Raw genomic sequence first — 26,825 nt, 5'->3', positions numbered from 1 at the left:
CCTGAGCCAGGATCAAACTCTCCGATAGAAAGCTTAATCTAGCTTTTAAAACAATGTTTTGTTTCCGTAGAAACAACTACTTACATGGCGTTTCGTTCAGTTTTCAAAGATCGATTTGTTTCTTTCGTTTGTCGTTTTCAGCGACTCAACTAATATATCATGTCGTCGTAATCGTTGTCAACAACTTTTTGAGATTGTTTATTTCAATCTGTTCTGCCTCGTAAGAAGCAACGTGATTAATAATACATGACTACCGAAGTAGTGTCAATCTCTTTTTTTATTAGAATGTGTTGTCTTTGCAACAACGTTCTCTACTATATCAGTTGAAACTCAATGGGTCAATACATATGTTGATATTCTTTTTGAAAGACTCTTTTCTAAAAGATTGTTGCTTTTAAAAGGTTTTTCTATAGAGAACCCCACTTAGCTGATTGGAGCGGAAGGGTGCTCGACTCCTGCGGGATAAGCGGGACAGGTGAGACCCCACAGGAGCGTTAGCGACGAGGAGGCTCACCGCCCGCCCCGCGGAAAGCGAGCATCCTGGAGCGAAAATCAACCACTCCTCTTATAACAACAAAGTCTACGAAAAGAGCCTTTTGAAAAAATGAATTTAAAAGCCAGAGCGAATTTGCGCTCTGGCTTTTAAGTGTATTAAACCCTCTATTTTCGATTCAATCAAACGTTTGTTTAACTCGCTCTCTTCTCGTCAATCACATCGAACATTTCTTCTTTCTTTTCCTTCGTTACGTCACTTAATTCATCTCGCCTTTTTTTGCTGTAGTCCAAAAGAACATCTGAACGCTGATTAATCTTCTCTTTAAGTATGTCTACTTGTTCTTTTGAAAGCTTTTCATTGTAATATAATTCCCGTGCCGCTTTATATAGAAGATCCTCTTCTGTCTGAACGACATCATTAAAGGTTGATTGGATGTCATCTAGCTTTTTGATTTTTCGTAAATGCTCTTTGTTTACTGCAATATCTGCCCTTGCTGATGCAAAACTTGATTTGATTGATTGATTGATTGATGCGCTTCATCCAGTAATTGATCAAGGGTTTTGTTTAGTTCAACTTTTGAATTAACCGTTTTATAAACACCACCGCCTGCATCCGCCGCATCCTCAAGCTGTTTACGTCCTTCCGTATCTACATTGAACCCAATAATGTTTACTGTTACATCCAGATCTGATTGATGGAGATTTTTCGCTTCCTCTACCGGATCTCCATCACACGTTTCAACCCCATCACTTACAATATAAACGTTATTCTTTACACTTTCTCCAGTTTTCCCATTCAGGTCGGACTGGACAGAGTGGATGGCATCGCCTAGTGGAGTCCATCCTGTTGGTTCGAATCGGCTTAAAGCTTGATTAAATGTCTGTTCATCGAATGTACCCAGGTCGTAAAACACCTCATTACTACTACAAGAAAGCTCCTTATCCCCATCAGCGTTGCTTCCTTTATGTCCGTAAGCTCTTAAGAGTACATTGGCATCCTCAGGTAAGCTGCTAGAAAATCGCTTCAAAGCATCTTTTGCGAGGTCCATCTTTGTACCTCCGTTTACTTGTCCTGCCATGCTTCCACTAGAATCCAATAGGATGACGACATTCTCTTCCTCAACCTTTTCTTCCTTTTTCGATAGATCCATAAATTCAGAGTTATAGTTCTCGTACGCTTCATTAACATCGCTATAGTCAGCATGTAGCATAGAAACCAAACCATTATAAGCTTCTTCTACATTAACTGAAGAAGGAATATTCTCTAATACTTTATCGGGATTAATGGATTGTTTACCACTTTCGATAAGTGTTCCCTGTTCCTCTTTTACGATTGCTGCTGCGTCTGATTCAGCTTGAGGGAAATCAGCTTTCGCTTCCTCAACTGGTTTCTCCTCTTTATTATTCTTTCCATTACTCTCACTATTGTTAGAACAAGCAGTTAAAAGCAAACAAGTTATCCCAATAATAAAAACAAAATACCTCTTCATAATTACGCACCTCCTGCTAAATAAGTGATATGTACGTTAGTAAACTTTAATAAGAGAAGTGATAGTTTATCTTACTGAATAGAAGATTAAACTCTAATAAAATTGGAACTGTAAGATATGACACAAATAAAATTAATAATAAAATAGCACCAATTACAGACTTCACCGTTATATTCTTACCGCTATCACTAGCACTGTTAATGAAAGAGACAGCAATCACGAACAACATAACAACTACGACACCTATCATTACTTTTTCATCAGTGGAATCCACCTTACCATCCTCTATAAATACGGCACCATAAATGAACATAAACAACATACCGCCTATCCATAGAAAATCGGAAAGTTTCATAAGTGTCTTTCATTTCATAACTTTCCACCTCCTTAGCTATTCCATTATTTGACTGATTAATAAATTGGGGTTTAAGGATCAGCTTCCTTGTTACTGGTTTGTACAATAGTATTTACCCCCCATATTCATCCAGAATAGTAATGCTTTGCATTATACTCCTTGTATCTTATCTACTTTTGGCACATTTGATATATTCGCATAAAAGTTTAATGAAATGTGAGTCTTACAGGCGTTTTTTGGAATTACCAATTAATAGCGAAAAAAGTCACCGTCATATCTAAATTAATAGCATTGGAACCATGACATTAGACTCGTGCCCTCCCATATAAATCAGTAATTTTAATATTGACGAAACACAAAAAAGACAGCCACTAATGGCTGCCCAATGATACGAAATTACTCTTTATGCTAGAAAAGCAAAATACGCAATGAACACGAAGAACAATACATACATAATCGGATGAATCTTCTTCCCTTCACCTTTCACCACCATTGTGATCGGGTACATCACAAACCCGAGAGCAATACCAGTTGCGATGCTGTACGTAAGTGGCATGGCAATGATGGTTAAGAAAGCAGGAACCGCTATTTCAAATCGATTCCACTCAATGTTTCCAAGTACACCTACCATTAGTACACCTACTATGATTAACACCGGTGCTGTAACAGCAGGGGTTACAACAGATAATAATGGCGAGAAGAATAACGCTAGTAAGAAAAATCCTGCTGTGACGACAGAAGTGAATCCAGTTCGTCCACCTGCTGCAACTCCTGATGATGATTCGATGTAGGCTGTTGTTGTTGATGTTCCAAGGATAGCTCCAAGTACAGTTGCAGATGAGTCAGCAAACAATGCCTTCCCTGCTCTTGGCAACTTATTATCCTTCATAATCCCCGCCTGTGTAGCAACCGCAATCAATGTACCAGCTGTATCGAAGAAGTCTACGAACAAGAAGGTAAGCACAACAACAAGCATATCGATTGTTAACAAATCTCCAAGGTGACCAAAAGCAACACCGAATGTTGGTTCAAGGCTCGGCACACTTCCAACAATACCATTTGGAAGAGGAACCTGATTAAATACCATTCCCACGATCGCTGTAATGATCATTCCGTAGAAAATCCCACCAGTTACATTACGAACCATTAAGATCACAGTTACGATTAGACCAAAAACAGCTAGTAGCGTTGGTCCTGCAAGAAGATCACCTAATTGGACAAGTGTTGAATCGTTATTTTGAACAATGCCAGCGCTCTTAAGACCAATGAATGCAATAAAAAGTCCGATCCCGCTCGCTGCAGCATATTTTAATTCCATTGGAATTGCGTTGATAATCATTTCTCTAATTTTGAAAATCGTAATAATTATAAAGATAATACCTGAAACCAGTACCCCAGCAAGCGCCGTTTCCCATGGCACACCCATAACAGTAACGACTGAATACGTGAAGAAAGCATTCAATCCCATTCCAGGAGCGAGGGCAATTGGATAACCTGCCAGCACTCCCATGATTAACGTACCAAGTGCAGCAGCAAGAGCAGTTGCAGTAAAGACCGCCCCTTGATCCATTCCAGCATCAGCTAGAATAGCTGGGTTAACGAATAAGATGTAAGCCATCGATAAGAATGTGGTTAACCCTGCTATCGACTCTTTCTTGTATGTTGTATTATGCTCTTGAAAACGAAAAAAACGATCCATCTTTATTTCCCCCTTATTCCTCTCATCCATCTTCTATATGATCTATCCAGGTTAAGGCATAAAAAAAGCTCCGGGTTCTCTACCCGGAGCGGACTAATAGGAAAAGAGATGATCGCAAACCGCCAAGCTTCACGAGCTAAACGGTACACTTCTATCTCTGCTTCCTTCGTAGTCAGGTTATTTACGGTAACCTGGTAGAGACTTTCGGGCCATATTCCCGATGTTATACGATGGATGGTCGTTCTTCTATTTACTTTTGTAGTGTATCAACTCAACGAGATGGCGTCAACACCAAACACGAACATTATTTGTTTTTCATTATATTTTGTTCGTATTTACTCCCACTCGATTGTTGCAGGTGGCTTAGAGGTAATGTCATACACTACGCGGTTAACATGATCCACTTCATTTACAATACGTGTTGATATAATCTCAAGAATTTCAAATGGAATACGAGCCCAGTCTGAAGTCATTCCATCAATAGAGGTTACAGCACGGACACCGATTGTATAATCGTACGTTCTTGCATCCCCCATAACACCAACACTTCGGAAGTCAGGAAGCGCCGTGAAGTATTGCCAGATATCGCGATCAAGTCCAGCCTTCTTAATTTCTTCTCGAAGGATGGCATCGGAATCACGAACAACCTTTAACTTCTCTTCTGTTACTTCTCCAATGACACGAATCCCAAGACCTGGTCCAGGGAACGGTTGTCTCCACACAATTTCATCAGGAAGACCAAGCTCTGTACCAACGATACGAACTTCATCCTTGAAAAGCATATTCAATGGTTCGATTAAATCAAGCTTCATGTCTTCAGGAAGGCCTCCGACATTATGGTGAGATTTAATCGTTTGAGCTGTGGCTGTTCCACTTTCGACGATGTCTGTGTATAGCGTTCCTTGAGCAAGGAATGACATATCTTCAAGCTTCTCAGATTCTTCTTCAAATACATAGATGAATTCATTACCAATGATTTTACGTTTCTTCTCTGGGTCCGTTACGCCTTTAAGCTTTGTAAGGAATCGGTCAGCTGCATCGATTTTGATTAGGTTCATTTCAAAACCTTCACCAAAGGTCTTCATCACACTATCCGCTTCATCTTTACGAAGAAGACCGTGATCAACGAACATACAAGTTAACTGATCACCAATTGCCCTATGAATGAGTGCGGCAACGACTGAAGAATCAACCCCACCACTAAGAGCACATAGAACTTTTTTATTGCCTACAGCTTCACGAATTTCTTTAATTTGCTCATCAATGAAGTTTTCCATCGACCAGTTTCCTTCACATTCACACACTTTATAAACAAAGTTTTTCAATAGTTCATTGCCGTGCTCAGTGTGACGAACTTCCGGGTGGAACTGAACGCCATAGAGGTGACGAGAAGTATCGCTCATCGCAGCTACAGGACATGATGGGTTAGTAGCAGCTACCTCAAATCCTTCAGGTGGAGCTTTTACAAGATCACCGTGACTCATCCAGACAGACTGCTCATCAGGAAGGCCATCATATAGTGGTGATTGTTGCGTCACTTTCAACATCGCTTTTCCGTATTCACGGTGCTTAGCCGCTTCTACACTTCCACCAAAGTGGTGTGTCATAAGCTGCATACCATAGCAGATGCCAAGAACCGGAATACCAAGCTCGAAAATTTCTTCGTCACAGCGTGGCGCACCTTCGCCATATACGCTGTTCGGTCCACCTGAGAAAATGATTCCTTTAGGGTTAATCTTTCTAACTTCTTCTGCTGTAATGGTGTTTGGGTGCAACTCGCTGAAAACACCAAGGTCACGAATACGTCTTGCAATTAGCTGATTGTACTGTCCGCCAAAGTCGAGGACAATAATGGATTCCTGCTCTTCTAACATCTAATTCCCTCACTTCTATTTAGTCTCTAATAGCATTACCTTAATTCGTTACGAAAAACTGGTTTATTGGCCTTAACCAGTCTCTGACCCCAGAAATATAAAAAAAAGCCCAAACTCTGCCATGGTACAAAGGCAGAATCCTGGCTTTTACTAGGAGTATCTGCCTTCATAGTCAGATCATTTACGGTGATCCGGTAGAGACTTCTGGGCCTTATTCCCAGGGATATACGAAGGATACATCTTGCTGTTCAAACTATGGATTCATTCTATCAACCGGCTATACAGCGGTCAAGATTCCATCTTTTTAATTAAATTTTCCCACAATTTCTTCATTTCGTTCCACGATGTGTCGTTCGTTTTCCCGCGATAGTAATTCTCCTCATATCGACGAGTTAACTCTTTCATATCCTGCGAGCCAAGTTTTTGATCAACCAGGACAGCATATTCACGTAAAGTCTGGTTAGCCCCCCGCTCAATTCCGTGTATTTCTAACAACCATAGAAGTCGGAAGTAAGCTTCAGAAAGCGCCTTGCCATCGTCTCTTCTTTTATATCTAGATAGCACAATACGCTTCAACCATTTTTTATAATTCTTAAACACAATAAATGCAATAACAAGCAGAGTGATAACAAGTCCAATTGAATGCCACTTTGTCCACTCGAGTGAAAATGAAGTTGAATTTGATGATGTTTGGTCTTCAGTCACCTGATCTTGTTGCTCAGGCTGTTCTTCTGGCTGAACTGGGTCAGGCGTTTCTGTGTTAGAAGCTTCGTCATCACTGTAATCATTTACAAAATCAGCCTGGTTAGAAAACCCACGTGTTGGTTCAAACGGCACCCAACCCACACCAGGAAAATAAGCTTCTACCCATGAATGAGCATTGTTATTTGTAATCTCATACTCTCGGTATTCTCCCGCTGTAGCAACAAACTCACCTTCTGTAAATCCTTTTACCCAACGAGATGGAATTCCAAGGCTTCTTAAGAGAACGGTCATCGAGCTTGAAAAGTTATCGCAATATCCAAGCTTAGACTCAAATAAAAATTGATCTACATAGTCTTCGTTTTCTCCAGGTACAGCTACATCCTTCGTTTCATAAACAAACCCGTTTCCAATAAAGTAACTTTCGATTGCCCTCGCTTTATCGTAAGGGTTCGTTTCATCTCCCGTTATTTCTTCAGCAAGGGTCCCGACTCGATCAGGAAGTGTATCTGGTAATTGAAGATAGAGGTCCTGAATTTGATTAGGATAATCGAGTGGTGCGTCCCTCAATAATTCTTCTGAAAAAGTAGGTGATTCATAGTCAAGGCTATACTGATCTAGTACGAGAGGATCGCCAAAGCTCTCAGTGAACACCTTACCCGTAAGAGGGTTCTCAGAATATTGAACATCAACATCTGTCTGAATATCGTTTACCTGACCTGGATGAATGATAAAGCTAAAATCTTCATTTCCACTCATATTCACCTTCGTATCAAACGGCTCTACCTCAACGCTCTCATCATAGAGTGTTTCTGTACTGCCCTCAAAAGGAATGCGATCAGATCGCGAAGCTTCCCACCCTTTTCCGGTGTAGACGTCCTTCGTTTCAACTCTCCAGTATCCTCGTTCTTTGATTTCGGCAGTGAAAACAGGTGTATCGTCCATAACGAAGGGACCACCAAGACGGGAATCATCTTCCCCATATCCAATCTTACTAATTCCATTGCCACCTACTCCATTGCCATCCCCATCACCCGTAGTCTTTTTTAAAAATGGCACCGGATCTACCCATTGCGGTTCCGCTTTCGGTGCGATATAGCCAAACAAGGAAGAGAAAGCAATAATAACAACAAGTGGCATAAGCCAATACACTGGAAAACGTCCTTTTGAAAACGTGACACCCTCCTGCTCTTGAATGCGTAGAATTTGAAGGAGTCCTAGTAGTATAAATCCAATAACAACAATTCGAATGATCGCATTTTCAGCATTGTATGCTGTAAACGTATCAATAACCGCAATGTAGATAATCGTTACGAGTAGAAACAGAAAAATTCTTCTCGTTTGAATAAGCCAGTATTGCATTAAGTAACTGATCAGCCAAAGCAAAATAAAAAACAACAAGGTGCGAAACACATTCGATAATTCATCAAAGCTCCCACCGAATAGAAAACTTATATTCTGCGAAACGTCTGAGAGAAAATAGTCAAACCAAAGAAAGTCAAAGAACGGTCCTGGAAAGAACATCGCATGAAGCGCATAGATTAGAGATGCGCTTTTAATCGGAAACGATAACCAAAATGGCAATTGAAAATACGAAAGGAGAAATAAAAAGCCTGTAAACAAAATAAAAATTTCCGTTTGTCCCGTATCAGAAATAACAGTAAGTGGCCTTAACCATTCCCAGAATAAGAGAAAGCCAAGTCCGTAGAGGAGAAGCGAATACAGCCAGTCTGTTTTTTCATTATCTTGTTGCACGCTTCCTACCTCCTCTTATTTCATCATTGAATGAATCACCAGCAATCGCATGGGTCTTAATTCCATATTGATTAAGTTCATTGAGCTCTGCTTGGTCCTCTAACGTGAGGTGTTCAGTGATATAGAAAAATTCAACTTGAACTTTTTTCGCTACAAGGTTTTTTAACGTAGAAGTAAAAGCACTATCAAGAGACGGGCTAATCATTAACACTCCTGTACCAGCAGGAAAGTGGTGTGCTTCCCTTTTCACAACCGTTTCGAAAGATGTCGCACCATTAGCCTTTACACGTGCAAGATGATGAAAGACTCTCCTCCGCTGCGCCTTTCCTCCATTAATGCTAAGAATGGAATGATCTTTACCAGATGAAACGAGCCCAATCATTGCATTTTGCTTTAAAGCCGCATTGGTCACGGAAGCAGCAAGCTTTACCGCTTTCTCAAATAAAGGGGACTCTTCCCTCCCATAATGCATTTTCTCTCGATCAAGAAACACCATAAAATCTTGACTAATTTGCTGTTCGAATTGCTTAGTTAATAGCTTCGATCCTCTAGCCGTTGCTTTCCAATCAATCCACGAAAGTTTATCACCAGGAACATAATCACGAACGCTCACCGCTGTAGAATAATCCAAATCTGCTTTTTTTGGTGATGGTCTCGTTCCAGAGAGTTGCTGATTATATGGGGACCAGTAAATATCCTGATATGTAGGGAGAACATAAATGGATTCAACATGCTTAAACGTTTTCTCATGACGAACGAAACCAAACATGTCCCCTACTTTATACTTCAGCTCCTTCAAGGAATACTCCCCTCTTGGAATTGGCGTAATAGAATAACTAAAAGATAACTTCTTCCTAAACATAGGTAGAAGTAATGCAAGCGAACGCTTCTGATAACGAGATGACGTTTCATGTGCGAACGGAATAAGTTGTTCCGGAAGGACATCTTCTACCACAAGATAAAAAAGAGGGAAACGACTCTTTCGATTAATTTGAATCGTCACAGTCAGCTCCTGACCATCCGTTAATTCTGAGTGACTAATTGTACGCGTTAACCTCACATCTTTTAACGGATAGAATAGAAGGAGAAAGGAATAGATTGCGAATGGCAAAAAACTATAGAAGAGAAACCAGCTAACAAACCCTCCTTGAAACATCGCATATGAAAAGGTAGCGAGAAAGATTAGTGCAAGGAATAGAAACTTTAACACTCGACTGTTTGCAAGCTTGTCCCTCATTTTACTTTCTCTTCTCTCCTAAGAGGCACCTTGACCCGATGAATAATTTCTTTAATTAGATTTTCTGGTTTCTGACCTTCAAAAGCAGCCTCTGACTTAAGAATGATTCGATGGGATAATACGTATGGGGCAAGGAATTTCACATCATCAGGTAGAACATAATCTCTATTTCTCATAAACGCATAAGCCTGGCAGGCCTTCATTAAGGAAAGAGATCCACGAGGGCTTGCTCCAAGATAGATTGACGTATTATTCCTCGTTCTACTCACAATGTCAATAATATATTGTTTAACAGAACCCTCCACAAATACTTCTTTTACTTTTTTTTGCATATCCAACAGTTCCTCTAGCGGAAGCGCAGCGCCTATCGAGTCAATTGGATGAGCATGCTCGGTCCGATTTAACACTTCAAGCTCCTCTTCTGGAGTCGGATAACCCATTCTGAGCTTCAATAAGAAACGATCAAGCTGAGCTTCTGGAAGTGGATATGTTCCTTCATATTCAATAGGATTTTGTGTTGCCATTACAAAGAAAGGCTGTGGGAGAATATGCGTCTCACCATCAACTGTCACGCTTCCCTCCTCCATGCCTTCAAGAAGAGCTGATTGTGTTTTAGGGGACGTTCGATTAATCTCATCCGCTAGAACGATATTTCCAAGTAGCGGTCCTTTCCGAAATTCAAATTTCATTTCACTCTGATTAAAAATGGAAACTCCAGTTAAATCAGAAGGAAGCAGATCTGGTGTAAACTGAATTCTGTTAAAGCGCGCGCCAACTGATTTGGCAAGCGCACGTACCATCATTGTTTTACCAACCCCAGGAACATCTTCAAGTAGAACATGACTTCCGGCAAGTAGTGCAACAAGACTTAATTCAGCAACATCACGTTTACCGACTATAACCGTTTCTATATTCTCAATAACTCGCTTAACAGCTGGTTGGTACGCATCAAATTGGTACGATGAACTCATAGCTGATTCCTCCAATAATTAATGTTCTTCTTCACACATTATGAAAATAGGTAACTTTCCCTAGAGCAATATACTCATAGGATTAAAGACAAGTGTCTGAATACTCATAACCTTATTGTAACAAAAATGAGAATGAACCCGTTAGTGCGAGCTCGCTTTTCTTATATGATCCATAGCGTCTCCTTTGCACTGTTAAATAAAGTATTATAAATTAAAGATAATTTATAACTTAACCTAAATATGTAGCATGAATTCGAAAGGAGAAAATGATGTCAGTCATACTTAGAAGAATTTATGATGAAAAGGACACTCTTGGTGGGAACCGCATTTTAATTGACCGTGTTTGGCCGAGGGGAATTTCGAAAGAAGAAGCAAGCCTTGATGACTGGATGAAGGAGATTGCTCCAAGTTCTTCATTACGTAAATGGTTTAATCATGACCCTGACAAATTCGAAGACTTTAAAAAAGCGTATCGAAAAGAAATTGACGAGAGTGACAAAGCAAGCGAGAAACTACAGGAATTAAAGAAGATGGCTACAAACGAAAGGCTTATTCTTTTGTTTGGCGCTAAAGATACCAAACATAATCATGCAATCGTCTTAAAGGAATTGATTGAAGAATAGAATGACCTTTACTCATAAGCTAAATAGAGAGAGGAAGCCGCTCTCTATTTAACTTATTTCTCTTAACTCTTTAAACTTCACATACACAAACGTTGAATAAAGAACAAGTAGAATAGCACCTGATGCCATAATCGTGTCAATCGAAATACCAAATGAAAGAACAAGAGATGTGATTACATAGCTGACTGGGATAAGCCCCATTGAAGCAAGAGAGATTAACCCCATGACACGTCCCAACATACTTTCCTCAATCATGCTCTGAATTGCTGAAATAAAAGGAATGTTAGAACAAGACAGACAAGCACCAAAAACGCCAAGCATCACCATACCCGTTAATAGTGTTGTTGAAAAACTTAATCCGATAAAAGCTATTCCAGCTACAATTAATGCTAGTAAGGCAATGTGACCTCGGTTTTTCGAGACATTAAGCACACCAATGACAATTGCACCGATCAGCATTCCTCCAGCAAGCGCCGCTTCTAATAGACTGAAGTCAACAGCATCTCCGCCGAGGACTGATTTAACAAAGAGCGGTAGTCCCATTGTCATAGGTCCTACTAGAAATAAGTTCAGAAAAATCGTTGTTAAGACAATCAACATGAGCATTCTTGAATTTCTCACATACACAACACCCTCTTTAAAGGTTTTCCAGAATGATTTCTCAAAAATCGATTCTGTTGTAGGTGAAAGCGGTACGCGTATCAAGTAAATGAGAACACTTGCGACGAGAAGCATGACCGCTGTTGTCGCAAACACGATTTCGTAATTACCATATGCAATAATAAGACCAGCGAGCATCGGAGCAACAATAAATGATGCTTGATTTGTCATTTGGATAATGGAGTTCCCGCGAGTTAGATTATCCTTATGAATAATCGAAGGAATAACGGCACTCTCCGCAGCCCAGAAGAAGGCATCGAGAATACCAAACAAAAAAGCAACTCCGACAAATGTCCAAAGCGTGATATCCCCGAAAATAAACCAAAGGACAAGACCACCTAAAAGAATACTCCTTGAAAAATTCGACACAAACATGATTTTCGTCTTGCTGCCTCGATCTGCAACCGTACCACTAATAATCATAAAGATTACCCTTGGTATGCTAGAAGCAATATAGATAAAGCCAAGCGATGCTTCTAGATTCAGGACGTTTACAATATACCAGCTCTCTGAAAACAAGAAAAACGAAATGCCGAAACTAGAAAGTAGCGCCGCAGCCCACAGGAACAGAAAATTCCTATTCTTGAAGATCGACGGTGCTTGTTCTGTTGACTCTTCTAATTCCTCTTTGTGTACAGCCGCATCTTTCACTGTCATCCTCAACACACCCCTACTGTTTTGATACTCTAAGTCTAGTGGAATAAACGCGACCTGACGATAACCCTTAGATTGAATTGAACTCAGTCTTAAGACTGAAGACAAATAAAAAACCCCACTCAAGTGTATAAATACACTTGAGTGGGGTTCGTGTGCTGAGTTAGCACATTGGTTCAGGCTCATGAGAGCATGATTTACATCATGCCGCCCATTCCACCCATTCCGCCCATGCCGCCCATATCAGGCATGCCGCCGCCTGCATTTTCTTCAGGCTTGTCAGCGATAACTGCTTCAGTTGTAAGAATCATAGCTGATACAGATGCTGCATTTTGTAGTGCAGAACGAGTAACTTTAGTAGGGTCAACAATACCAGCGTCAACCATGTTTACCCACTCACCAGTAAGAGCGTTGAAACCAACACCGATTTTCTCGCCTTTAAGGCGTTCAACCACAACAGATCCTTCAAGACCAGCGTTGTGAGAGATCTGACGGATTGGCTCTTCTAGAGCACGAAGAACAATCTTAACGCCAGTAGCTTCGTCACCAGTAGCTTCAACAGCTTGAACAGCCTTAACGACGTTCACTAGCGCTGTACCACCACCGGATACAATTCCTTCTTCAACCGCTGCGCGAGTTGAGTTAAGAGCATCTTCAATACGAAGTTTACGCTCTTTCAATTCAGTTTCAGTTGCCGCACCAACTTTGATGACAGCTACGCCGCCAGCAAGCTTAGCAAGACGTTCCTGAAGCTTTTCTTTATCGAACTCAGATGTTGTTTCTTCAAGCTGAGCTTTAATTTGGTTTACGCGACCAGCAATCTTGTCTGTCTCGCCAGAACCTTCAACGATTGTTGTGTTTTCTTTCGTTACAACAACTTTAGAAGCGCGACCAAGCTGAGTAATGTTCGCTTGTTTCAAGTCAAGACCAAGATCTTCAGTAATCACTTCAGCGCCAGTTAGTGTACCGATGTCTTCAAGCATAGCTTTACGACGGTCACCGAAACCAGGGGCCTTAACAGCTACTGCATTGAACGTTCCACGAAGCTTATTCACAACTAGAGTTGCAAGTGCTTCACCTTCAACGTCTTCAGCAATCATAAGAAGTGGCTTACCTTGTTGTACTACTTGCTCAAGAACTGGAAGTACATCTTGAATGCTTGCGATCTTTTTATCCGTAATTAGGATATATGGATCTTCTAGTACAGCTTCCATTTTGTCGGAATCTGTAACCATGTATGGAGAAGCATATCCGCGATCGAACTGCATACCTTCTACAACTTCTAGCTCAGTAGCAAACCCTTTTGATTCTTCAACAGTGATAACGCCGTCGTTTCCAACGCGCTCCATTGCTTCAGCGATCAATTGGCCAACTTCTTCGTCAGCAGCAGAGATTGATGCAACTTGTGCAATCGACTCTTTGCCTTCGATTGGCTTAGAAATATTTTTAAGCTCTTCAACGGCAGCTCTAGTTGCTTTCTCAATTCCTTTACGGATAACCATTGGGTTAGCACCAGATGCTACGTTTTTAAGACCTTCGCGTACCATAGCTTGCGCAAGAACTGTTGCAGTTGTTGTACCATCACCGGCAACATCATTCGTTTTGCTAGCTACTTCAGCTACAAGCTTTGCACCCATGTTTTCGAATGCATCTTCAAGCTCGATTTCTTTCGCGATCGTTACACCATCATTTGTGATAAGTGGGGATCCGAATTTCTTCTCGAGGACAACGTTACGTCCTTTTGGGCCGAGTGTAACTTTAACTGCATTTGCAAGAGAATCAACACCGCGAAGCATCGCGCGACGGGCTTCTTCACTGAACTTAATATCTTTAGCCATTTGTTACCCTCCTAATGTATGTAGTTCTTTTATTGTTAATTTTACTTACTTACAACTGCAAGAATATCGTTCTCACGAAGAATCAAATACTCTTTACCGTCATATTTTACTTCAGTACCAGCATACTTGCTGTAGATGACAGCATCGCCTTCTGATACTTCAAGTGCTACGCGCTCTCCACCATCAGTTAGTGCACCGCTACCTACTGATACGACGCGACCTTCCTGTGGCTTTTCTTTCGCAGAATCCGGAAGCACGATCCCACTTGATGTTTTTTCTTCTAATTGAATTGGTTCGATTACTACACGATCACCTAAAGGCTTTAACATCTCAAACACCCTCCTCAGATGGATATAATGGTTTGATTCGTCTCATTAGCACTCACCATCGTCGAGTGCTAACACAAGTATATAATAAAATAATTCACTATTCTTTTGCAAGTAGTAAAGTTGATTTTTTTTACAGAAAATTTGCATACCTTCATTTATCAGCGTTCTCACTGGAAAGATAAGTCTTCTGAACTAGATTTAGTAAATGGTTTTTTCCAAACACAATTGTCCTTCCTTCAGAGGTCTTATAACCGGCATTCCCATTAAGAAATGTGTTAAACTAATACGAGTATGCAGAATACCTTTAACAGGTATGCAAACCACAAAAAGGAGTTATGCTTCTTGGCCAAACACTATTGGACTATATTGATAACCTATATCGTTATGCAGCTTTCTGGAGTTGTAGGAGTAGATTTACTCCAGTTGTTAAATGTTTCTGATCCAGTTGTCACCTGGTCAGTCTTTAGCTTTCTAACAGCGCTCATTATTATGCTGTTCCTTCTTCGTTCGACACCTGATGTTCCTTTTGAGCGGTCTGCTCGCGTAACGAAAGGGCAAGCGGTTGGATGGAGTATTCTCGGCGTATTTATGGCGTATGCCTCTCAAATTATCGCTGCAATGATTGAAATGAATGTTTTCGGAATTGAACCAGGCTCAGAGAATACGGAAATGTTGATTGAGGTTGCAAAGGCAGCACCTGTTTTCATTATTGTAACATCCGTTATTGGGCCTATATTAGAAGAAATTGTTTTTCGAAAAGTTATATTCGGATCTTTGTACACTCGATTTAATTTCTGGATAGCCGGTATTTTAAGCTCGGTGATTTTCGCTGCCATTCATTTTGACTTTTCGCATCTTCTTATCTATACGGCAATGGGACTAACGTTCTCGTTTTTATACGTTAAAACAAAGCGACTTATCGTACCTATCATTGCTCATATGACAATGAACACGATTGTTGTAGTAATAAACGTCTATTTTGCTGATGATATAATGGAGATGGAGAAGCAGCTCGAACAAATGCAATCGTTTATTGGAGGATTTTTCACATGAAGTTTTCACCAACTCTTATGGGGTTTTTCTATGCGGGTCTAGGCTCAATCTTTACCTATCTTGCCATTCAAAGTGCAGGTACAGATGGAGAGGTATGGAGTTTCTGGACGATCTTGCTCATGGTTCTTGCCACAGTCGATTTCGTTTACTCGATCCGATTCTTTTTATTAAAAAAGAAAATCAATCAAATGAAGAAAAATGAAGAAAACAAAAAGCGATAGGACGGCGTCCTATCGCTTTTTTCTATTAGCCTATTTTATTTGATTCTTCCGCTTCTTCAAGCAGTCGTTTCGCTTCAGCTTGTAACCTTTTCCGATATCCATATCGAGACACAATAATACTGAATTCATAAAGAAGCAAAAGCGGGACAGTTACCATGAGATGCGAGATAATCTCAGGTGGTGTAATCATACCTGCAATCACTAGAAGTACAAAATAAGCAACCTTCCTTATTTGTACGAGCATAGCTGGATTTAGCATCCCAAGCCTTGTAAAGAACAAAACGATAACTGGCAACTGAAAAACAAAACCGAACGGCAATGTTAATTGAAACAAGAAGCTGAAATATTGATTTGCTCCATACATTTCCTGAATATTGAGGCTCTCCGCAAGGTTCCCAACAAAATCAATAACGAACGGGAACAGAACAAAATAGGAAAACGAAACACCACCCAGAAATAGAATGAAAACTGATGGAATGTACGACAATGTTACTTTCCGTTCATTTTCAAAAAGCCCTGGTGAAACGAAAGCCCATAATTGATAAAGTGCGAGCGGAGACGTCATAATAAATGCAATGAGAAAAGCAAAGCTGAAATAAACTTTCAACGGGTCAGTGAGATGAAAAGCGTTCATCGGAATACCCTGTGCTTCAGGAGCATGTTGCAAGAACACAATGACTGGCTTTGCCAGAAACAGTCCTGCAATAAAGGAAAGAATTAAGAAAACGACAGTAATGATGATTCGTTTTCTTAATTCTTCTAAATGATCATAGATGGATTGCGTCTGATCCTCCATTCACTATCCGTCCTAACCGATTACTTGTCGTTATTTTTCTTGTCATTTGGTTCATCATCATCATCCGCTAGACCTTTTGTAGCGTTTTTAAACTCACGAAGTGTGTTACCTGCTGCTTTACCAAGCTCAGGTAATTTTTTTGGTCCGAAGATAATTAAAGCAACAACTGCAACTAAAGCGATACTTGCTCCACCCATTCCCATGCGTGTCACCTCCTTACAATTTATACTGGATAATGCTTCATGAAATAAACAAGCGCCTGCAGTTCAACAGCGAGATCAATGTGATGGACACGAATATGATCAGGAACTGTTAACCGAGCAGGGGTGAAGTTCAATATACCTCTAATCCCTGTATCGTTCATCTGATCTGCAATCGACTGTGCAACATGAACTGGTACGGTTAAAATCACAACTGAAATATCTTTTTCTTTAATCTGTTTTGTGAATTCATCTATATGATAGACCGGGACGCCACCGATTTCCTGATTGACTTTCTCTGCATCTGCATCAAACGCCAATTCAATTTTAGTATTGTTATTTTTAATAAAATTGTAGTGGAGAAAGGCTGTCCCAAGGTTACCAACGCCAATTAGAGCTACCTTTGTTGTTTCATCTTGATCAAGCGTCTTACTAAAGAAAGATAACAAATAATGAACATTATACCCATAGCCCTTTTTACCTAGGGCTCCAAAGTAACTAAAGTCTCTTCGAATCGTAGCTGAATCTACCTTAATGGCTTCACTTAATTCAGCTGAAGACACTCGCTGTTTACCTGATGCACTTAAATTCTTTAAATATCGATAATAAAGCGGCAGCCGCTTTGCTGTCGCCTGCGGAATTTTCGCCTGATCAATATCCATAAATTACCTCCATATTGATCTCCGCGCTCCACCAGCAAGTTATTCGCGCGTGTAATCCCCGCTTTTTCCTCCTGTTTTGGTAAGGAGATAAGTTTCCCCGATAACGATGCCTTTATCCAACGCTTTGCACATATCGTATACCGTTAATGCAGCCGCTGATGCTGCCGTCAGCGCTTCCATTTCAACGCCAGTGCTTCCGCTTGTCTTCACGTTAGACTCAATAATGAGCTTATATGATGAAGACGTCTCCTGCCAGTCAAAATGTAGGTCAACGCCAGAAAGCGCTATCGGATGACACATAGGGATGAGATCAGATGTTTTTTTTGCTGCCATAATTCCGGCAATTTGGGCGACCTGAAGTACATCGCCTTTCTTCATCGTACCTGCTTTGATTCCAGAATAAATCTTTTCATTCACCAGTACGCTCGTTCGTGCAGCTGCCGTTCGAACTGTGGGAGTTTTATCAGAAATGTCGACCATTTTTGCACGGCCTTCTTCATTAAAGTGAGTAAACGAACTCATATCTGCCCCTTTCTTCATCCATAGATGATAGAAGGTTAATGCTACTACTTGTGACTATACACCATTTTTTGCTGTCTTGCTGTTTTTTTGGTGACATTTTTTTGCTAAATCATGAACATTCCTTTAGTTGCTCAGCCTATCCCGTCTGCGGTAAACTTAAAGGAAACTAGGTAGATTGCCGAACCATCGGATTTAAAATAAATTGGAGTTAAACTTATACTTTACTCCTTTACAACTTGGATAACTCAACTACCGTATAAGGAAAGAAGTAGAGGTGAACGAACATGATCGTACTACAAGTAAATGGACTCACCAAATCTTTTGGTGCTGATACCATTTTATCGAATATTAAATTAGAAGTACAATCCCGAGACCGCGTAGCACTTGTTGGAAGAAACGGTGCAGGAAAATCTACTCTTCTTAAAATGATTACTGGGCAGCTTTCTTACGACTCTGGCGATATTATTAAGCCTAAAGATGTTTCGATTGGCTACATGGCTCAGGATACAGGACTCGAATCGAACCTTTCGATCTGGGATGAGATGCTAGGCGTTTTTGAACGGTTGCGTAAGATGGAAGATGAGCTTCGTCGTTACGAAAAGAAAATGGGTAATCCTGATATCTATGAAAATGAGACAGAATATCAACGTATTTTAAAAGAATATGATGAACTTCAAGTTGCCTTTAAAGACCAGGGTGGCTATAAGTACGAAGCAGATATCAGGACTGTACTGCACGGACTCAACTTTAAAGATTTTGATACAAGCACCAAAATTTCCACACTTAGCGGTGGGCAAAAGACACGTCTCGCTCTCGGAAAACTATTATTAACGAAACCTGAGCTATTAATTCTAGATGAACCAACTAACCACCTGGATATCGAAACACTAACGTGGCTTGAGGGTTATCTTCAAAATTACTCAGGCGCATTACTCATCGTATCTCACGACAGGTATTTCTTAGATAAGATTGTTACAAAAGTTTATGAGGTATCCAGACACCGTGCAGAACGATTTGAAGGAAACTACAGCTATTATTTAGATGAAAAAGAACAACGTTACGAACAACAAATGAGAGAATTCGATAAACAGCAAAAAGAAATTGCTAAGCTTGAAGAGTTCGTACAGAAGAACATCGTTCGTGCTTCTACAACGAAACGAGCACAAAGTCGTAGAAAACAGCTTGAACGAATGGAGAGAATTGATAAGCCAAAGGGCGATGAGAAATCAGCCAACATCTCTTTTTCCATTGATAAACAAACGGGTAATGATGTTCTCACGTTAAGGGAACTTGCAATTGGCTATCCTAAGAACATCATTAATCAAGGTCTAACCTTTGATCTTAAACGACAGGAAAGCGTCGCGCTTGTCGGTCCAAATGGAATTGGTAAATCAACACTTCTTAAAGCGATTGTTACTGGGCAAACTTTGCTCGATGGTGATATTCATTATGGTAGTAATGTGAAAATAGGTTTCTACGATCAAGAGCAAACCAACCTAACTTCTAATAAAACCGTGTTAAAAGAATTATGGGATGACTTCCCGTTAACTGACGAGAAAGACGTACGAGCTGTTCTAGGCCGTTTCCTTTTCACTGGTGATGACGTACTAAAAAACGTTTCCGACCTAAGTGGTGGTGAGAAAGGTCGACTTGCCCTTTCAAAATTGATGATGCAAAAATCCAATCTTCTTATATTGGATGAGCCAACAAACCACCTAGACCTTGATAGCAAAGAGATTCTTGAAGAGGCTCTTATTCAATTCCCAGGTACAATTCTTTTCGTATCGCATGACCGTTATTTTATCAATCGGATTGCGACTAGAGTATTAGAGCTATCAACAGATGGCGTAACCGCATATCTCGGCGACTATGACTACTACGTGGAGAAGAAACAAGAACTTGAAGAGCTCGCTGCACTTGAACAACAATCGAATCAACCTCAACAGCAACCTTCAGGTAAAACAAGCTTTCAGCAAGATAAAGAAACAAAACGACAAGAACGTCAAATGCTCCGACGAATTGAAGAAATAGAAAAAGAAGTCGATACCGCAGAGAATCGTATGGCAGAACTTGAAGAAGAGCTTTGCCTTCCAGAAGTTTTCGAGGATCACGAGAAAGTTATGAAGTTAAATGAAGAAATGGATCAACTTCGCCAAAAAGCAGAAATGTTAATGGAAGAATGGGAAGAATTACAGGAAGCTTAGAAAAAACAGTCCACAGTGGACTGTTTTTTCATTAGATAGGAAATTTTCCGACATATTCACACTATCCACACACTTATCAACAGAAAGAAACTCATTATCACCTGTTTCTTAAAATTTATCCACATTATCCACAGGTTTTATATACTTATGCACAATAAACAACTAAGTCGATAAATCGTAGTTATGATGCACATTAGCCACTTTTATCCACACTACACACATAGTGTGGATAACTTTTCGTTTTAACACTTTATCTTAAAACACAAAAAACCGGGATTAGATTCCCAGTTCTAATCCCGGATTTGCGTTAAGTTGTAGCGAAGAACGTTTGCCTTTTCGGTAAGCAATTGTTCCTGCCGCTGCAATCATTGCAGCATTGTCAGTACAATAATGAAGAGGCGGAATCACAAGCTCGGCATTTGTGCCATCAAATGCTTCCTTCAAAGCATTTCTAAGACCACTGTTAGCTGCTACTCCTCCAGCAAGAAGCACTTGATTCACACCATACTCTTCTGCTGCTCGAAGTGTTTTCGTAACAAGAACATCTACAACCGATGCTTGAAAGCTAGCTGCAAGATCTTCTGGCTTCAATTCCTCATTCCGCTGTTTCGCATTGTGAACAGTATTAATAACGGCCGATTTTAAACCACTAAAGCTAAAATCATATGAACCTTTCTCTAGCCAAGCACGGGGGAGAACAATTGATTCCTCTCCATCCTGCGCAAGGCGATCTATATGAGGTCCACCCGGGTAAGGAAGCTGCAATGTTCTAGCTACCTTATCATAAGCTTCACCAGCTGCGTCATCACGCGTTTCTCCAATTACCTTGAACTCACCCTCAGCTTCCATATAAACTAGCTCTGTATGGCCTCCTGAGACAACAAGTGCAAGTAATGGATATGAAAGATCTGTAATAAGTTGATTCGCATAGATATGACCAGCAATATGGTGTGTACCAATGAGTGGCTTCTGATGAGCAAAAGCAAGTGCTTTTGCTGTATTAACACCAATTAGTAAAGCTCCCACTAAACCAGGTCCTTCAGTCACTGCTATTGCATCAATATCTTCCATTGATAGATCGGCCTCGTCCAGAGCCTCTTTTAAAATAAGAGTCATTTGCTCAACATGATGCCTTGACGCAATTTCAGGGACGACTCCGCCAAATCGCTTGTGACTCTCAATTTGAGAAGCTACCACATTAGCAACTACTTCTTTGCCACCCTTAACAATGGCAACCGCAGTTTCATCACAGCTCGTTTCTATTCCAAGTATTATTTCTTGATTATTTCCCATCAAAATTCACCCACATAACTAGCGCATCTTCTTGATTATCCGTATAATAATTCTTCCTAATGCTACCTTCTTCAAAACCGAATTTCCGGTAAAGATTCTGCGCAATTTTATTTGATACTCTAACTTCAAGTGTCATCTTAAGAGCACCGCGCGATTTCGCAAAATCAATCGCTCTATTTAGAAGCGCTTCTCCAAGCTTCATCCCTCTAAAATCAGGGTGAAGAGCTATATTTGTAATGTGCGCTTCATCGATAATCACCCAAACACCACAATATCCCGCTATCTCTTCTCCTACTTCTAGAAGAAGGTATGTAGCGAAATGATTAATGACAACTTCATTATAAAAGGCTGTTCTACTCCAAGGAGTTGGAAATGTTGCTTGCTCAATGTGCATGACAGCTTCTATATCTTCCACGGTCATCGACCGAAAGGATACCGTTTTGTTCATCGCTAATCCCCTACTTTTTTTGTGAAGCTAGCCACTTTGCTTCCGCCTCAGCCATTCTTACGTAGTTTGGTGTAAATTGATGGACATCTTCCACAGGTTCTTTACTAGATCCGATCCTCGCAAGTTCTGATGGACGAGCATTCAAGCTACTAACTGGCGCAAAAAGCGCTTTGTCTCCAATAATCGCATCAATTTTCTCTTTATGAATAGCCAGATCGTTACTAATAAATAAGAAGCTTTCGTAACGATCTTTGTTTTCATTCAGCCAGTCTTCAAACAATACAATGTGATCTTCCGTTCGTCTTTGTACCAGCGTTCCATTTGCCTCAAAAAGGCTCATATACACCTGACCTCTTCGTGCATCAAAAAAAGGAACGGTAACCCCTGGAAAGTATCGACCGTTTTGCCCTAGTACTTCAAGACTAGAAACACCCACAAGTGGTATTCCAAGCGTCCACGCAAGCGTTTTGGCAATGCTAATCCCAATCCTTAATCCAGTATAGGACCCTGGTCCTTCAGCCACTACGATACGTTCAATTTCATTAGGTTTTATTCCGACTTCTTCAAGCAATTGGTCAATAGCAGGCATTAATCGGACAGAGTGATTTTTCTTCAGGTTTGTAATAACCTCTCCGATAATCGTATCACCATCCATGACCGAAACGCCCATACAATAGTTTGAAGAATCAATAGCTAGTACTTTCATGCTGCAACTCCTTACACACCGACTCATAGAAAGTTCCGAATGGCCTTAAAATAAGTCTACGTTCTGAATCTTTTTGATGATAGATCTCTACCCTTAGAAGGTCACTTGGAAGCATATCCTGAATAAACTTCGCCCACTCCACAACAGTCACGCCTTCGCCTTCAAAGTATTCACCGAAACCTAAATCCTCATCGCTCTCCTCGAGACGATAGGCATCCATATGATAAAGAGGCATGTTTCCTTCATATTCTTTAATGATTGTAAAAGTTGGACTGTTTACTACTTTCGTAACACCAAGTCCTTTTCCAATCCCTTTTGTAAACGTCGTCTTGCCAGCACCCAGATCTCCTTCAAGCGTTAATACACAGCCTGGCTTAAGCTTCTCTGCAAGCTTTTTACCAAACTCCATCGTTTCTTCTGGAGATTTCATGATGAAAGCATATCCACTCATGTCCATCACCTATTCTTTAGACGAGAAGTGATTATAGCCCTTCTTGTCCAATTTAAATTTTTGATCTTTATAACTCATCCATACACCCGGCTTTTTATCTTCAACATAGCCAATTCTATAAATTGATTCATTATGTTCAAGGAAGAGATTCTCAACATTATCCCAGTCTGCCTCTGCTACCGTTCCAATTAATTCGTAATCTTCTCCTCCGTTTAACATCCATTCTAACCGTTGGAAAGAGGAATAAGCGTCAAACCCTTCTGGAGAAGGAATTAAATCTTGATTTAGTACAATGGATACTCCACTTGCCTCAGATATTTCATGCGATTCACTAGCTATTCCATCACTCACATCATTTAAAGAAACGCGGTAATCACTTTTAGCTAGAATCCGCCCTTGCTTAACACGGGGATTTGGCTCTTGATGAAAGGATAGATAAGGATTCCTTTCCCCACTTAGTAAAGCCGAAAGTCCAGCAGCGGAACCTCCAACAGGTCCAGTTAGGAAAACAACATCCCCTGGTCTTGCATTACTTCTAAGGAGTCTGCGCCCTTTTTCGATCTTACCGATAACCGTAACCGAAATGTGAAGATCGCTTCTAGTCGAAACAGTATCCCCTCCTATCATATCCATATGGTACTCATCACCAAGTGCCTTTAAGCCTTTATATATTTCTTTAAGCTGCCTCGTTGACCACCCCGTATTAGGAACTGATAGCGAAACAAGATAAAATAACGGAACTCCACCCATAGCTGCTACATCACTAATGTTAACAGCCAGAGCTTTTCTACCTATTTGAAAAGGAGACATTGTATCCTTCTTAAAATGAATGCCCTCAACCATCGTATCTGTACAGGCAATCTCATCATAATCTGCACCAATACGATAAAGAGCTGCATCATCCCCAATACCATTGATTAGTTCATCACGAAATGTATAAGCTGGCTTAATGGATTGTATAAATGCAAACTCATCTTTCAACCAAACTCATCTCTCTTTCTATTTTATAAAAAAACCTTAGGAATTTCATCCTAAGGTGCCTTTTCTATCTATTAGTTTATCTTACTTAAGAGTAAAATCACATGATTCTTTAGAAAAACTTGTTCTTTTAACCATTCATCTGATACTCATAGAACTTAACTATCTGAGAGTATAAAAAAAAAGCGAACAATTCGCTCTAAAAAAATGGCGGTCTCGACGGGAATCGAACCCGCGATCTCCTGCGTGACAGGCAGGCATGTTAACCGCTACACCACGAGACCAGTATGTATTATTTGTGCACTTACGTTTGAAAGAAGCATAAAAGCTTATTTCGACGTAGTCAGAATTTTTAATTGGTTGCGGGGGCAGGATTTGAACCTGCGACCTTTGGGTTATGAGCCCAACGAGCTACCGAACTGCTCCACCCCGCGACGGTAAAATAAATTTAATTTGTACCTGCTTCTATATGCAGCACACTTTTCTTCCTCTACAAGGTTATGCTCCGATGCGTATCCGTCGAAACAACTCGATGTTGTTTCAATGAAGTAACGCTGGTTGCTCCACCCCGTGACGGTATGAATGAACAAGCATTTTTGCTCTGTTAATGTGTCTTACTAGGACACAAGTAATACTATACCAGATAAATCTATTGAATGCAACCTTTAGTAAAAAAAGAAAAAATCCCTACTAGAGGGATTTTTCAACAGCTTGTTTAAATGCTGCAACGATATCATTTTCATTCTCAATTCCTACTGATATACGAACAAGTTGTTTAGTAATACCGAGTTTTTGTCTTGTACTCTCAGGAATTGTTCGGTGTGAGGTGCCGATTGGGTAAGATACAGTTGTATCTAAACCAGCAAGAGTTGGAATGATCTTAACCCAATCAAGTGATTTAAAGAATGTTTTTATATCCGTACTTTCGTCTAATTCAATCGAAACCATAGCTCCATTTCCTCTTTCGGAAACGTACTCTGGGTAGTATACGTTCTTAATTCCTTCCACAGCTTTTAACTCATTTGCAAGAAACGCGGCATTTCTCACATGTCGCTCCATTCTCACACTCATAGTTTTTAACCCTCTGCAACCAAGCCAAGCTTCGAATGGACTTAAGTTTGTTCCAAGGTTAATTACTTTGGCCTTCGCCTTTGCAAGAAGATCCTCTCTTCCTACAAGAACACCTGCAGTCACATCACTATGACCACCTATGTACTTTGTAGCGCTATGTACAACTAGATCAATTCCTGTACGATATGGCTGTAGGAGATATGGGGTAGCGAATGTATTATCAACCATCGTAACTAAGTCATGTTTTTGACCGAGCTCGCTAAGCATTTGTAAGTCTTCTACACGAAGTAGAGGATTCGTAACAGACTCTGTGTACAACAGTTTCGTGTTAGGACGAATTGCACTCTCTACTTCATCCTTTTTTGTAAAATCAACAAAGGATACTTCAATCCCAAAGTCAGGAAGCTCTTCCGCAAAAAGTGAATAAGTTCCACCATATAAGTCTTCACAAGCTACAACGTGATCTCCAGCTTTCACAACAGAAAGAACACCAGCAAGGATTGCTGAAAGCCCAGAGGAAGTTGCAAGTCCTTTAGGAGCGCCCTCAAGATCTGCTACTCCCATTCCAAGATCGTCCGTATTGGGATTGCTTACACGCGTATATAGGTAATCTTTTTTTCCTTCATAGAAAGATTCAAGATCTTCAAGGTCTTCAAATACAAATGCCGATGTTTGATAGATTGGTTTTACTTTACTAACGGTATCTTCTTTTGTTTTTCTAGGAAAGCGTACCGCTTTTGTGTCAAAATGAAAATCCATTTATTTTCCCCTTCCACTACGTAAAATTCTTTTTCATTAACTGTACGTCTTCTAAGTGTGTTTATCAAGGAATTCGGTTCGAAATTTTCAATTTATTATCGTGTTTATTGCTTTTTGACTAAAATAGAAGAGTTTTAATGTTTCTTCTCTGTTATATAAAACATCTATTATGGTTTATCCGCGATATTTTCGATATATCCGCGAAAATAGAATTATATCCGCGATTTTCGTGATTTTATCCGCGAATTTGAGATTATATCCGCGATTCTGTTTGTAAGTAGCGTAAGTTAGATAAATGCTTCTTAAAAAAGCCAGAGACCATTTGATCTCTGACTTCCTTAATTGCCCAGCGACGTCCTACTCTTGCAGGGGGAGATCCCCCAACTACCATCGGCGCGCGAGCTTAACTTCCGTGTTCTCACACGGCGCGCGATAAGCGGCGAACTTCTTCGTCAGCAGCGCGATGCCAGATCCTCATGGATCTCCCGAATATCCACTCCGGTCTGACATCACTTGCTTCCTCGAATTTCTTGCTTCTCCCACCCCTACGTAGCTTTCGAAGATGTTTCTCTTGTTTATTCTTGAAGCGGAAGACCTTTAAAACATACAAAAAAGCCAGAGACCATTTGATCTCTGACTTCCTTAATTGCCTAGCGACGTCCTACTCTTGCAGGGGGAGATCCCCCAACTACCATCGGCGCTGAAGAGCTTAACTTCCGTGTTCGGCATGGGAACGGGTGTGACCTCTTCGCCATCATCACTAGACTAACAGGTTTGTA

General features: G+C 40.4%; 24 protein-coding genes, 2 tRNA genes, 1 rRNA gene and 2 riboswitches. Of the genes, 4 read left to right on the top strand and 23 right to left on the bottom strand.

Going from position 1 to position 26,825, the window contains the following annotated elements; translation table 11 throughout:
• Positions 1 to 968 precede the first annotated feature (968 nt).
• From FBF83_RS20320 to FBF83_RS20290, 7 genes are all read right to left on the bottom strand, one after another.
• On the bottom strand, positions 969 to 1,985 hold the full coding sequence (locus FBF83_RS20320; RefSeq protein WP_136948917.1) for a VWA domain-containing protein: 1,017 nt from the start codon (positions 1,983 to 1,985) through the stop codon (positions 969 to 971).
• A gap of 46 nt (positions 1,986 to 2,031) precedes the next feature.
• Positions 2,032 to 2,340: a hypothetical protein gene (locus tag FBF83_RS20315; protein ID WP_136948916.1), complete on the bottom strand. Its 309-nt coding sequence runs from the start codon at positions 2,338 to 2,340 to the stop codon at positions 2,032 to 2,034.
• Between the two features lie 403 nt (positions 2,341 to 2,743).
• On the bottom strand, positions 2,744 to 4,039 hold the full coding sequence (locus FBF83_RS20310; RefSeq protein ID WP_136948915.1) for an NCS2 family permease: 1,296 nt from the start codon (positions 4,037 to 4,039) through the stop codon (positions 2,744 to 2,746).
• A 149-nt stretch (positions 4,040 to 4,188) separates the two neighbouring features.
• Positions 4,189 to 4,290: riboswitch (purine riboswitch) on the bottom strand.
• 84 nt (positions 4,291 to 4,374) lie between these two features.
• Positions 4,375 to 5,913, bottom strand: coding sequence for a glutamine-hydrolyzing GMP synthase (guaA, locus tag FBF83_RS20305; protein ID WP_136948914.1), 1,539 nt, complete (start codon positions 5,911 to 5,913; stop codon positions 4,375 to 4,377).
• 149 nt (positions 5,914 to 6,062) lie between these two features.
• Positions 6,063 to 6,164, bottom strand: a riboswitch (purine riboswitch).
• A 37-nt stretch (positions 6,165 to 6,201) separates the two neighbouring features.
• Positions 6,202 to 8,370, bottom strand: a complete 2,169-nt coding sequence (locus FBF83_RS20300; protein ID WP_136948913.1) for a transglutaminase TgpA family protein — start codon at positions 8,368 to 8,370, stop codon at positions 6,202 to 6,204.
• Complete coding sequence (locus tag FBF83_RS20295; protein WP_136948912.1) at positions 8,357 to 9,607, bottom strand: DUF58 domain-containing protein; 1,251 nt, start codon at positions 9,605 to 9,607, stop codon at positions 8,357 to 8,359. The genes FBF83_RS20300 and FBF83_RS20295 overlap by 14 nt, the downstream gene beginning before the upstream one ends.
• Positions 9,604 to 10,578 carry an AAA family ATPase gene (locus tag FBF83_RS20290; RefSeq protein WP_136948911.1) on the bottom strand — a complete coding sequence of 325 codons (975 nt, stop codon included), beginning with the start codon at positions 10,576 to 10,578 and terminating at the stop codon, positions 9,604 to 9,606. The genes FBF83_RS20295 and FBF83_RS20290 overlap by 4 nt, the downstream gene beginning before the upstream one ends.
• Before the next feature lie 269 nt (positions 10,579 to 10,847).
• Between FBF83_RS20290 and FBF83_RS20285 the strand changes: the two genes are divergently transcribed.
• Positions 10,848 to 11,201 (top strand): DUF488 domain-containing protein, encoded by a 354-nt coding sequence (locus FBF83_RS20285; RefSeq protein WP_136948910.1) that lies wholly within the window; start codon positions 10,848 to 10,850, stop codon positions 11,199 to 11,201.
• A 48-nt stretch (positions 11,202 to 11,249) separates the two neighbouring features.
• Here the strand turns inward: FBF83_RS20285 and FBF83_RS20280 are convergent, their stop codons facing one another.
• The 3 genes from FBF83_RS20280 to groES all read right to left on the bottom strand — a co-directional run bounded on the left by FBF83_RS20280 (position 11,250) and on the right by groES (position 14,682).
• Positions 11,250 to 12,518, bottom strand: a complete 1,269-nt coding sequence (locus tag FBF83_RS20280) for an MFS transporter (protein WP_136948909.1) — start codon at positions 12,516 to 12,518, stop codon at positions 11,250 to 11,252.
• Between the two features lie 194 nt (positions 12,519 to 12,712).
• Positions 12,713 to 14,353 (bottom strand): chaperonin GroEL, encoded by a 1,641-nt coding sequence (gene groL / locus FBF83_RS20275; RefSeq protein ID WP_136948908.1) that lies wholly within the window; start codon positions 14,351 to 14,353, stop codon positions 12,713 to 12,715.
• Positions 14,354 to 14,394: 41 nt separating this feature from the next.
• Positions 14,395 to 14,682 (bottom strand): co-chaperone GroES, encoded by a 288-nt coding sequence (groES, locus tag FBF83_RS20270; RefSeq protein WP_136948907.1) that lies wholly within the window; start codon positions 14,680 to 14,682, stop codon positions 14,395 to 14,397.
• Between the two features lie 342 nt (positions 14,683 to 15,024).
• Here groES and FBF83_RS20265 point away from each other — a divergent pair, with 342 nt between their 5' ends.
• Both FBF83_RS20265 and FBF83_RS20260 read left to right on the top strand, forming a co-directional pair.
• Positions 15,025 to 15,735, top strand: a complete 711-nt coding sequence (locus FBF83_RS20265) for a CPBP family intramembrane glutamic endopeptidase (RefSeq protein WP_136948906.1) — start codon at positions 15,025 to 15,027, stop codon at positions 15,733 to 15,735.
• The gene (locus FBF83_RS20260) at positions 15,732 to 15,956 is read left to right on the top strand and encodes a YdiK family protein (protein WP_136948905.1); all 225 of its coding nucleotides are present in this window, start codon (positions 15,732 to 15,734) and stop codon (positions 15,954 to 15,956) included. The genes FBF83_RS20265 and FBF83_RS20260 overlap by 4 nt, the downstream gene beginning before the upstream one ends.
• Before the next feature lie 25 nt (positions 15,957 to 15,981).
• Here the strand turns inward: FBF83_RS20260 and tatC are convergent, their stop codons facing one another.
• Genes tatC through moaC form a run of 4 tightly spaced genes read right to left on the bottom strand, consistent with a single transcriptional unit; the run spans position 15,982 to position 18,136 of the window.
• Complete coding sequence (tatC, locus tag FBF83_RS20255; protein WP_136948904.1) at positions 15,982 to 16,752, bottom strand: twin-arginine translocase subunit TatC; 771 nt, start codon at positions 16,750 to 16,752, stop codon at positions 15,982 to 15,984.
• A gap of 20 nt (positions 16,753 to 16,772) precedes the next feature.
• On the bottom strand, positions 16,773 to 16,955 hold the full coding sequence (locus tag FBF83_RS20250) for a twin-arginine translocase TatA/TatE family subunit (RefSeq protein ID WP_048313069.1): 183 nt from the start codon (positions 16,953 to 16,955) through the stop codon (positions 16,773 to 16,775).
• Between the two features lie 20 nt (positions 16,956 to 16,975).
• Positions 16,976 to 17,614, bottom strand: coding sequence for a redox-sensing transcriptional repressor Rex (locus tag FBF83_RS20245; RefSeq protein ID WP_136948903.1), 639 nt, complete (start codon positions 17,612 to 17,614; stop codon positions 16,976 to 16,978).
• 39 nt (positions 17,615 to 17,653) lie between these two features.
• The gene (gene moaC / locus FBF83_RS20240) at positions 17,654 to 18,136 is read right to left on the bottom strand and encodes a cyclic pyranopterin monophosphate synthase MoaC (protein WP_136948902.1); all 483 of its coding nucleotides are present in this window, start codon (positions 18,134 to 18,136) and stop codon (positions 17,654 to 17,656) included.
• A 284-nt stretch (positions 18,137 to 18,420) separates the two neighbouring features.
• On the opposite strand from moaC, the gene FBF83_RS20235 reads away from it, so the two are divergent.
• Entirely contained in the window at positions 18,421 to 20,340 is a 1,920-nt protein-coding gene (locus FBF83_RS20235) for an ABC-F family ATP-binding cassette domain-containing protein (RefSeq protein WP_136948901.1), read from the top strand.
• A 276-nt stretch (positions 20,341 to 20,616) separates the two neighbouring features.
• Here the strand turns inward: FBF83_RS20235 and tsaD are convergent, their stop codons facing one another.
• The 9 genes from tsaD to rrf form a co-directional block, all read right to left on the bottom strand.
• Positions 20,617 to 21,633, bottom strand: a complete 1,017-nt coding sequence (tsaD, locus tag FBF83_RS20230; protein WP_136948900.1) for a tRNA (adenosine(37)-N6)-threonylcarbamoyltransferase complex transferase subunit TsaD — start codon at positions 21,631 to 21,633, stop codon at positions 20,617 to 20,619.
• Complete coding sequence (gene rimI, locus FBF83_RS20225; RefSeq protein ID WP_136948899.1) at positions 21,623 to 22,081, bottom strand: ribosomal protein S18-alanine N-acetyltransferase; 459 nt, start codon at positions 22,079 to 22,081, stop codon at positions 21,623 to 21,625. Before rimI ends, tsaD begins: the two co-directional genes overlap by 11 nt.
• 10 nt (positions 22,082 to 22,091) lie before the next feature.
• Positions 22,092 to 22,787 carry a tRNA (adenosine(37)-N6)-threonylcarbamoyltransferase complex dimerization subunit type 1 TsaB gene (gene tsaB / locus FBF83_RS20220; RefSeq protein ID WP_136948898.1) on the bottom strand — a complete coding sequence of 232 codons (696 nt, stop codon included), beginning with the start codon at positions 22,785 to 22,787 and terminating at the stop codon, positions 22,092 to 22,094.
• Positions 22,768 to 23,238, bottom strand: coding sequence for a tRNA (adenosine(37)-N6)-threonylcarbamoyltransferase complex ATPase subunit type 1 TsaE (gene tsaE / locus FBF83_RS20215; protein WP_136948897.1), 471 nt, complete (start codon positions 23,236 to 23,238; stop codon positions 22,768 to 22,770). The genes tsaB and tsaE overlap by 20 nt, the downstream gene beginning before the upstream one ends.
• Positions 23,239 to 23,247: 9 nt before the next feature.
• Positions 23,248 to 24,219, bottom strand: a complete 972-nt coding sequence (gene thiL / locus FBF83_RS20210) for a thiamine-phosphate kinase (protein WP_136948896.1) — start codon at positions 24,217 to 24,219, stop codon at positions 23,248 to 23,250.
• 205 nt (positions 24,220 to 24,424) lie between these two features.
• Positions 24,425 to 24,500 (bottom strand) — tRNA-Asp (locus tag FBF83_RS20205).
• Between the two features lie 73 nt (positions 24,501 to 24,573).
• Positions 24,574 to 24,650: transfer RNA gene (locus FBF83_RS20200), tRNA-Met, on the bottom strand.
• 256 nt (positions 24,651 to 24,906) lie between these two features.
• Entirely contained in the window at positions 24,907 to 26,046 is a 1,140-nt protein-coding gene (locus tag FBF83_RS20195) for a trans-sulfuration enzyme family protein (protein WP_136948895.1), read from the bottom strand.
• 648 nt (positions 26,047 to 26,694) lie between these two features.
• Positions 26,695 to 26,811: ribosomal RNA gene (gene rrf, locus FBF83_RS20190) — 5S ribosomal RNA — on the bottom strand.
• Between the last annotated feature and the right edge of the window lie 14 nt (positions 26,812 to 26,825).

The sequence above is a fragment of the Guptibacillus hwajinpoensis genome, from assembly GCF_005144865.1.
Classification (GTDB): Bacteria; Bacillota; Bacilli; order Bacillales; family Guptibacillaceae; genus Guptibacillus; species Guptibacillus hwajinpoensis_A.
This window is presented reverse-complemented; position numbering and strand designations above follow the sequence as displayed.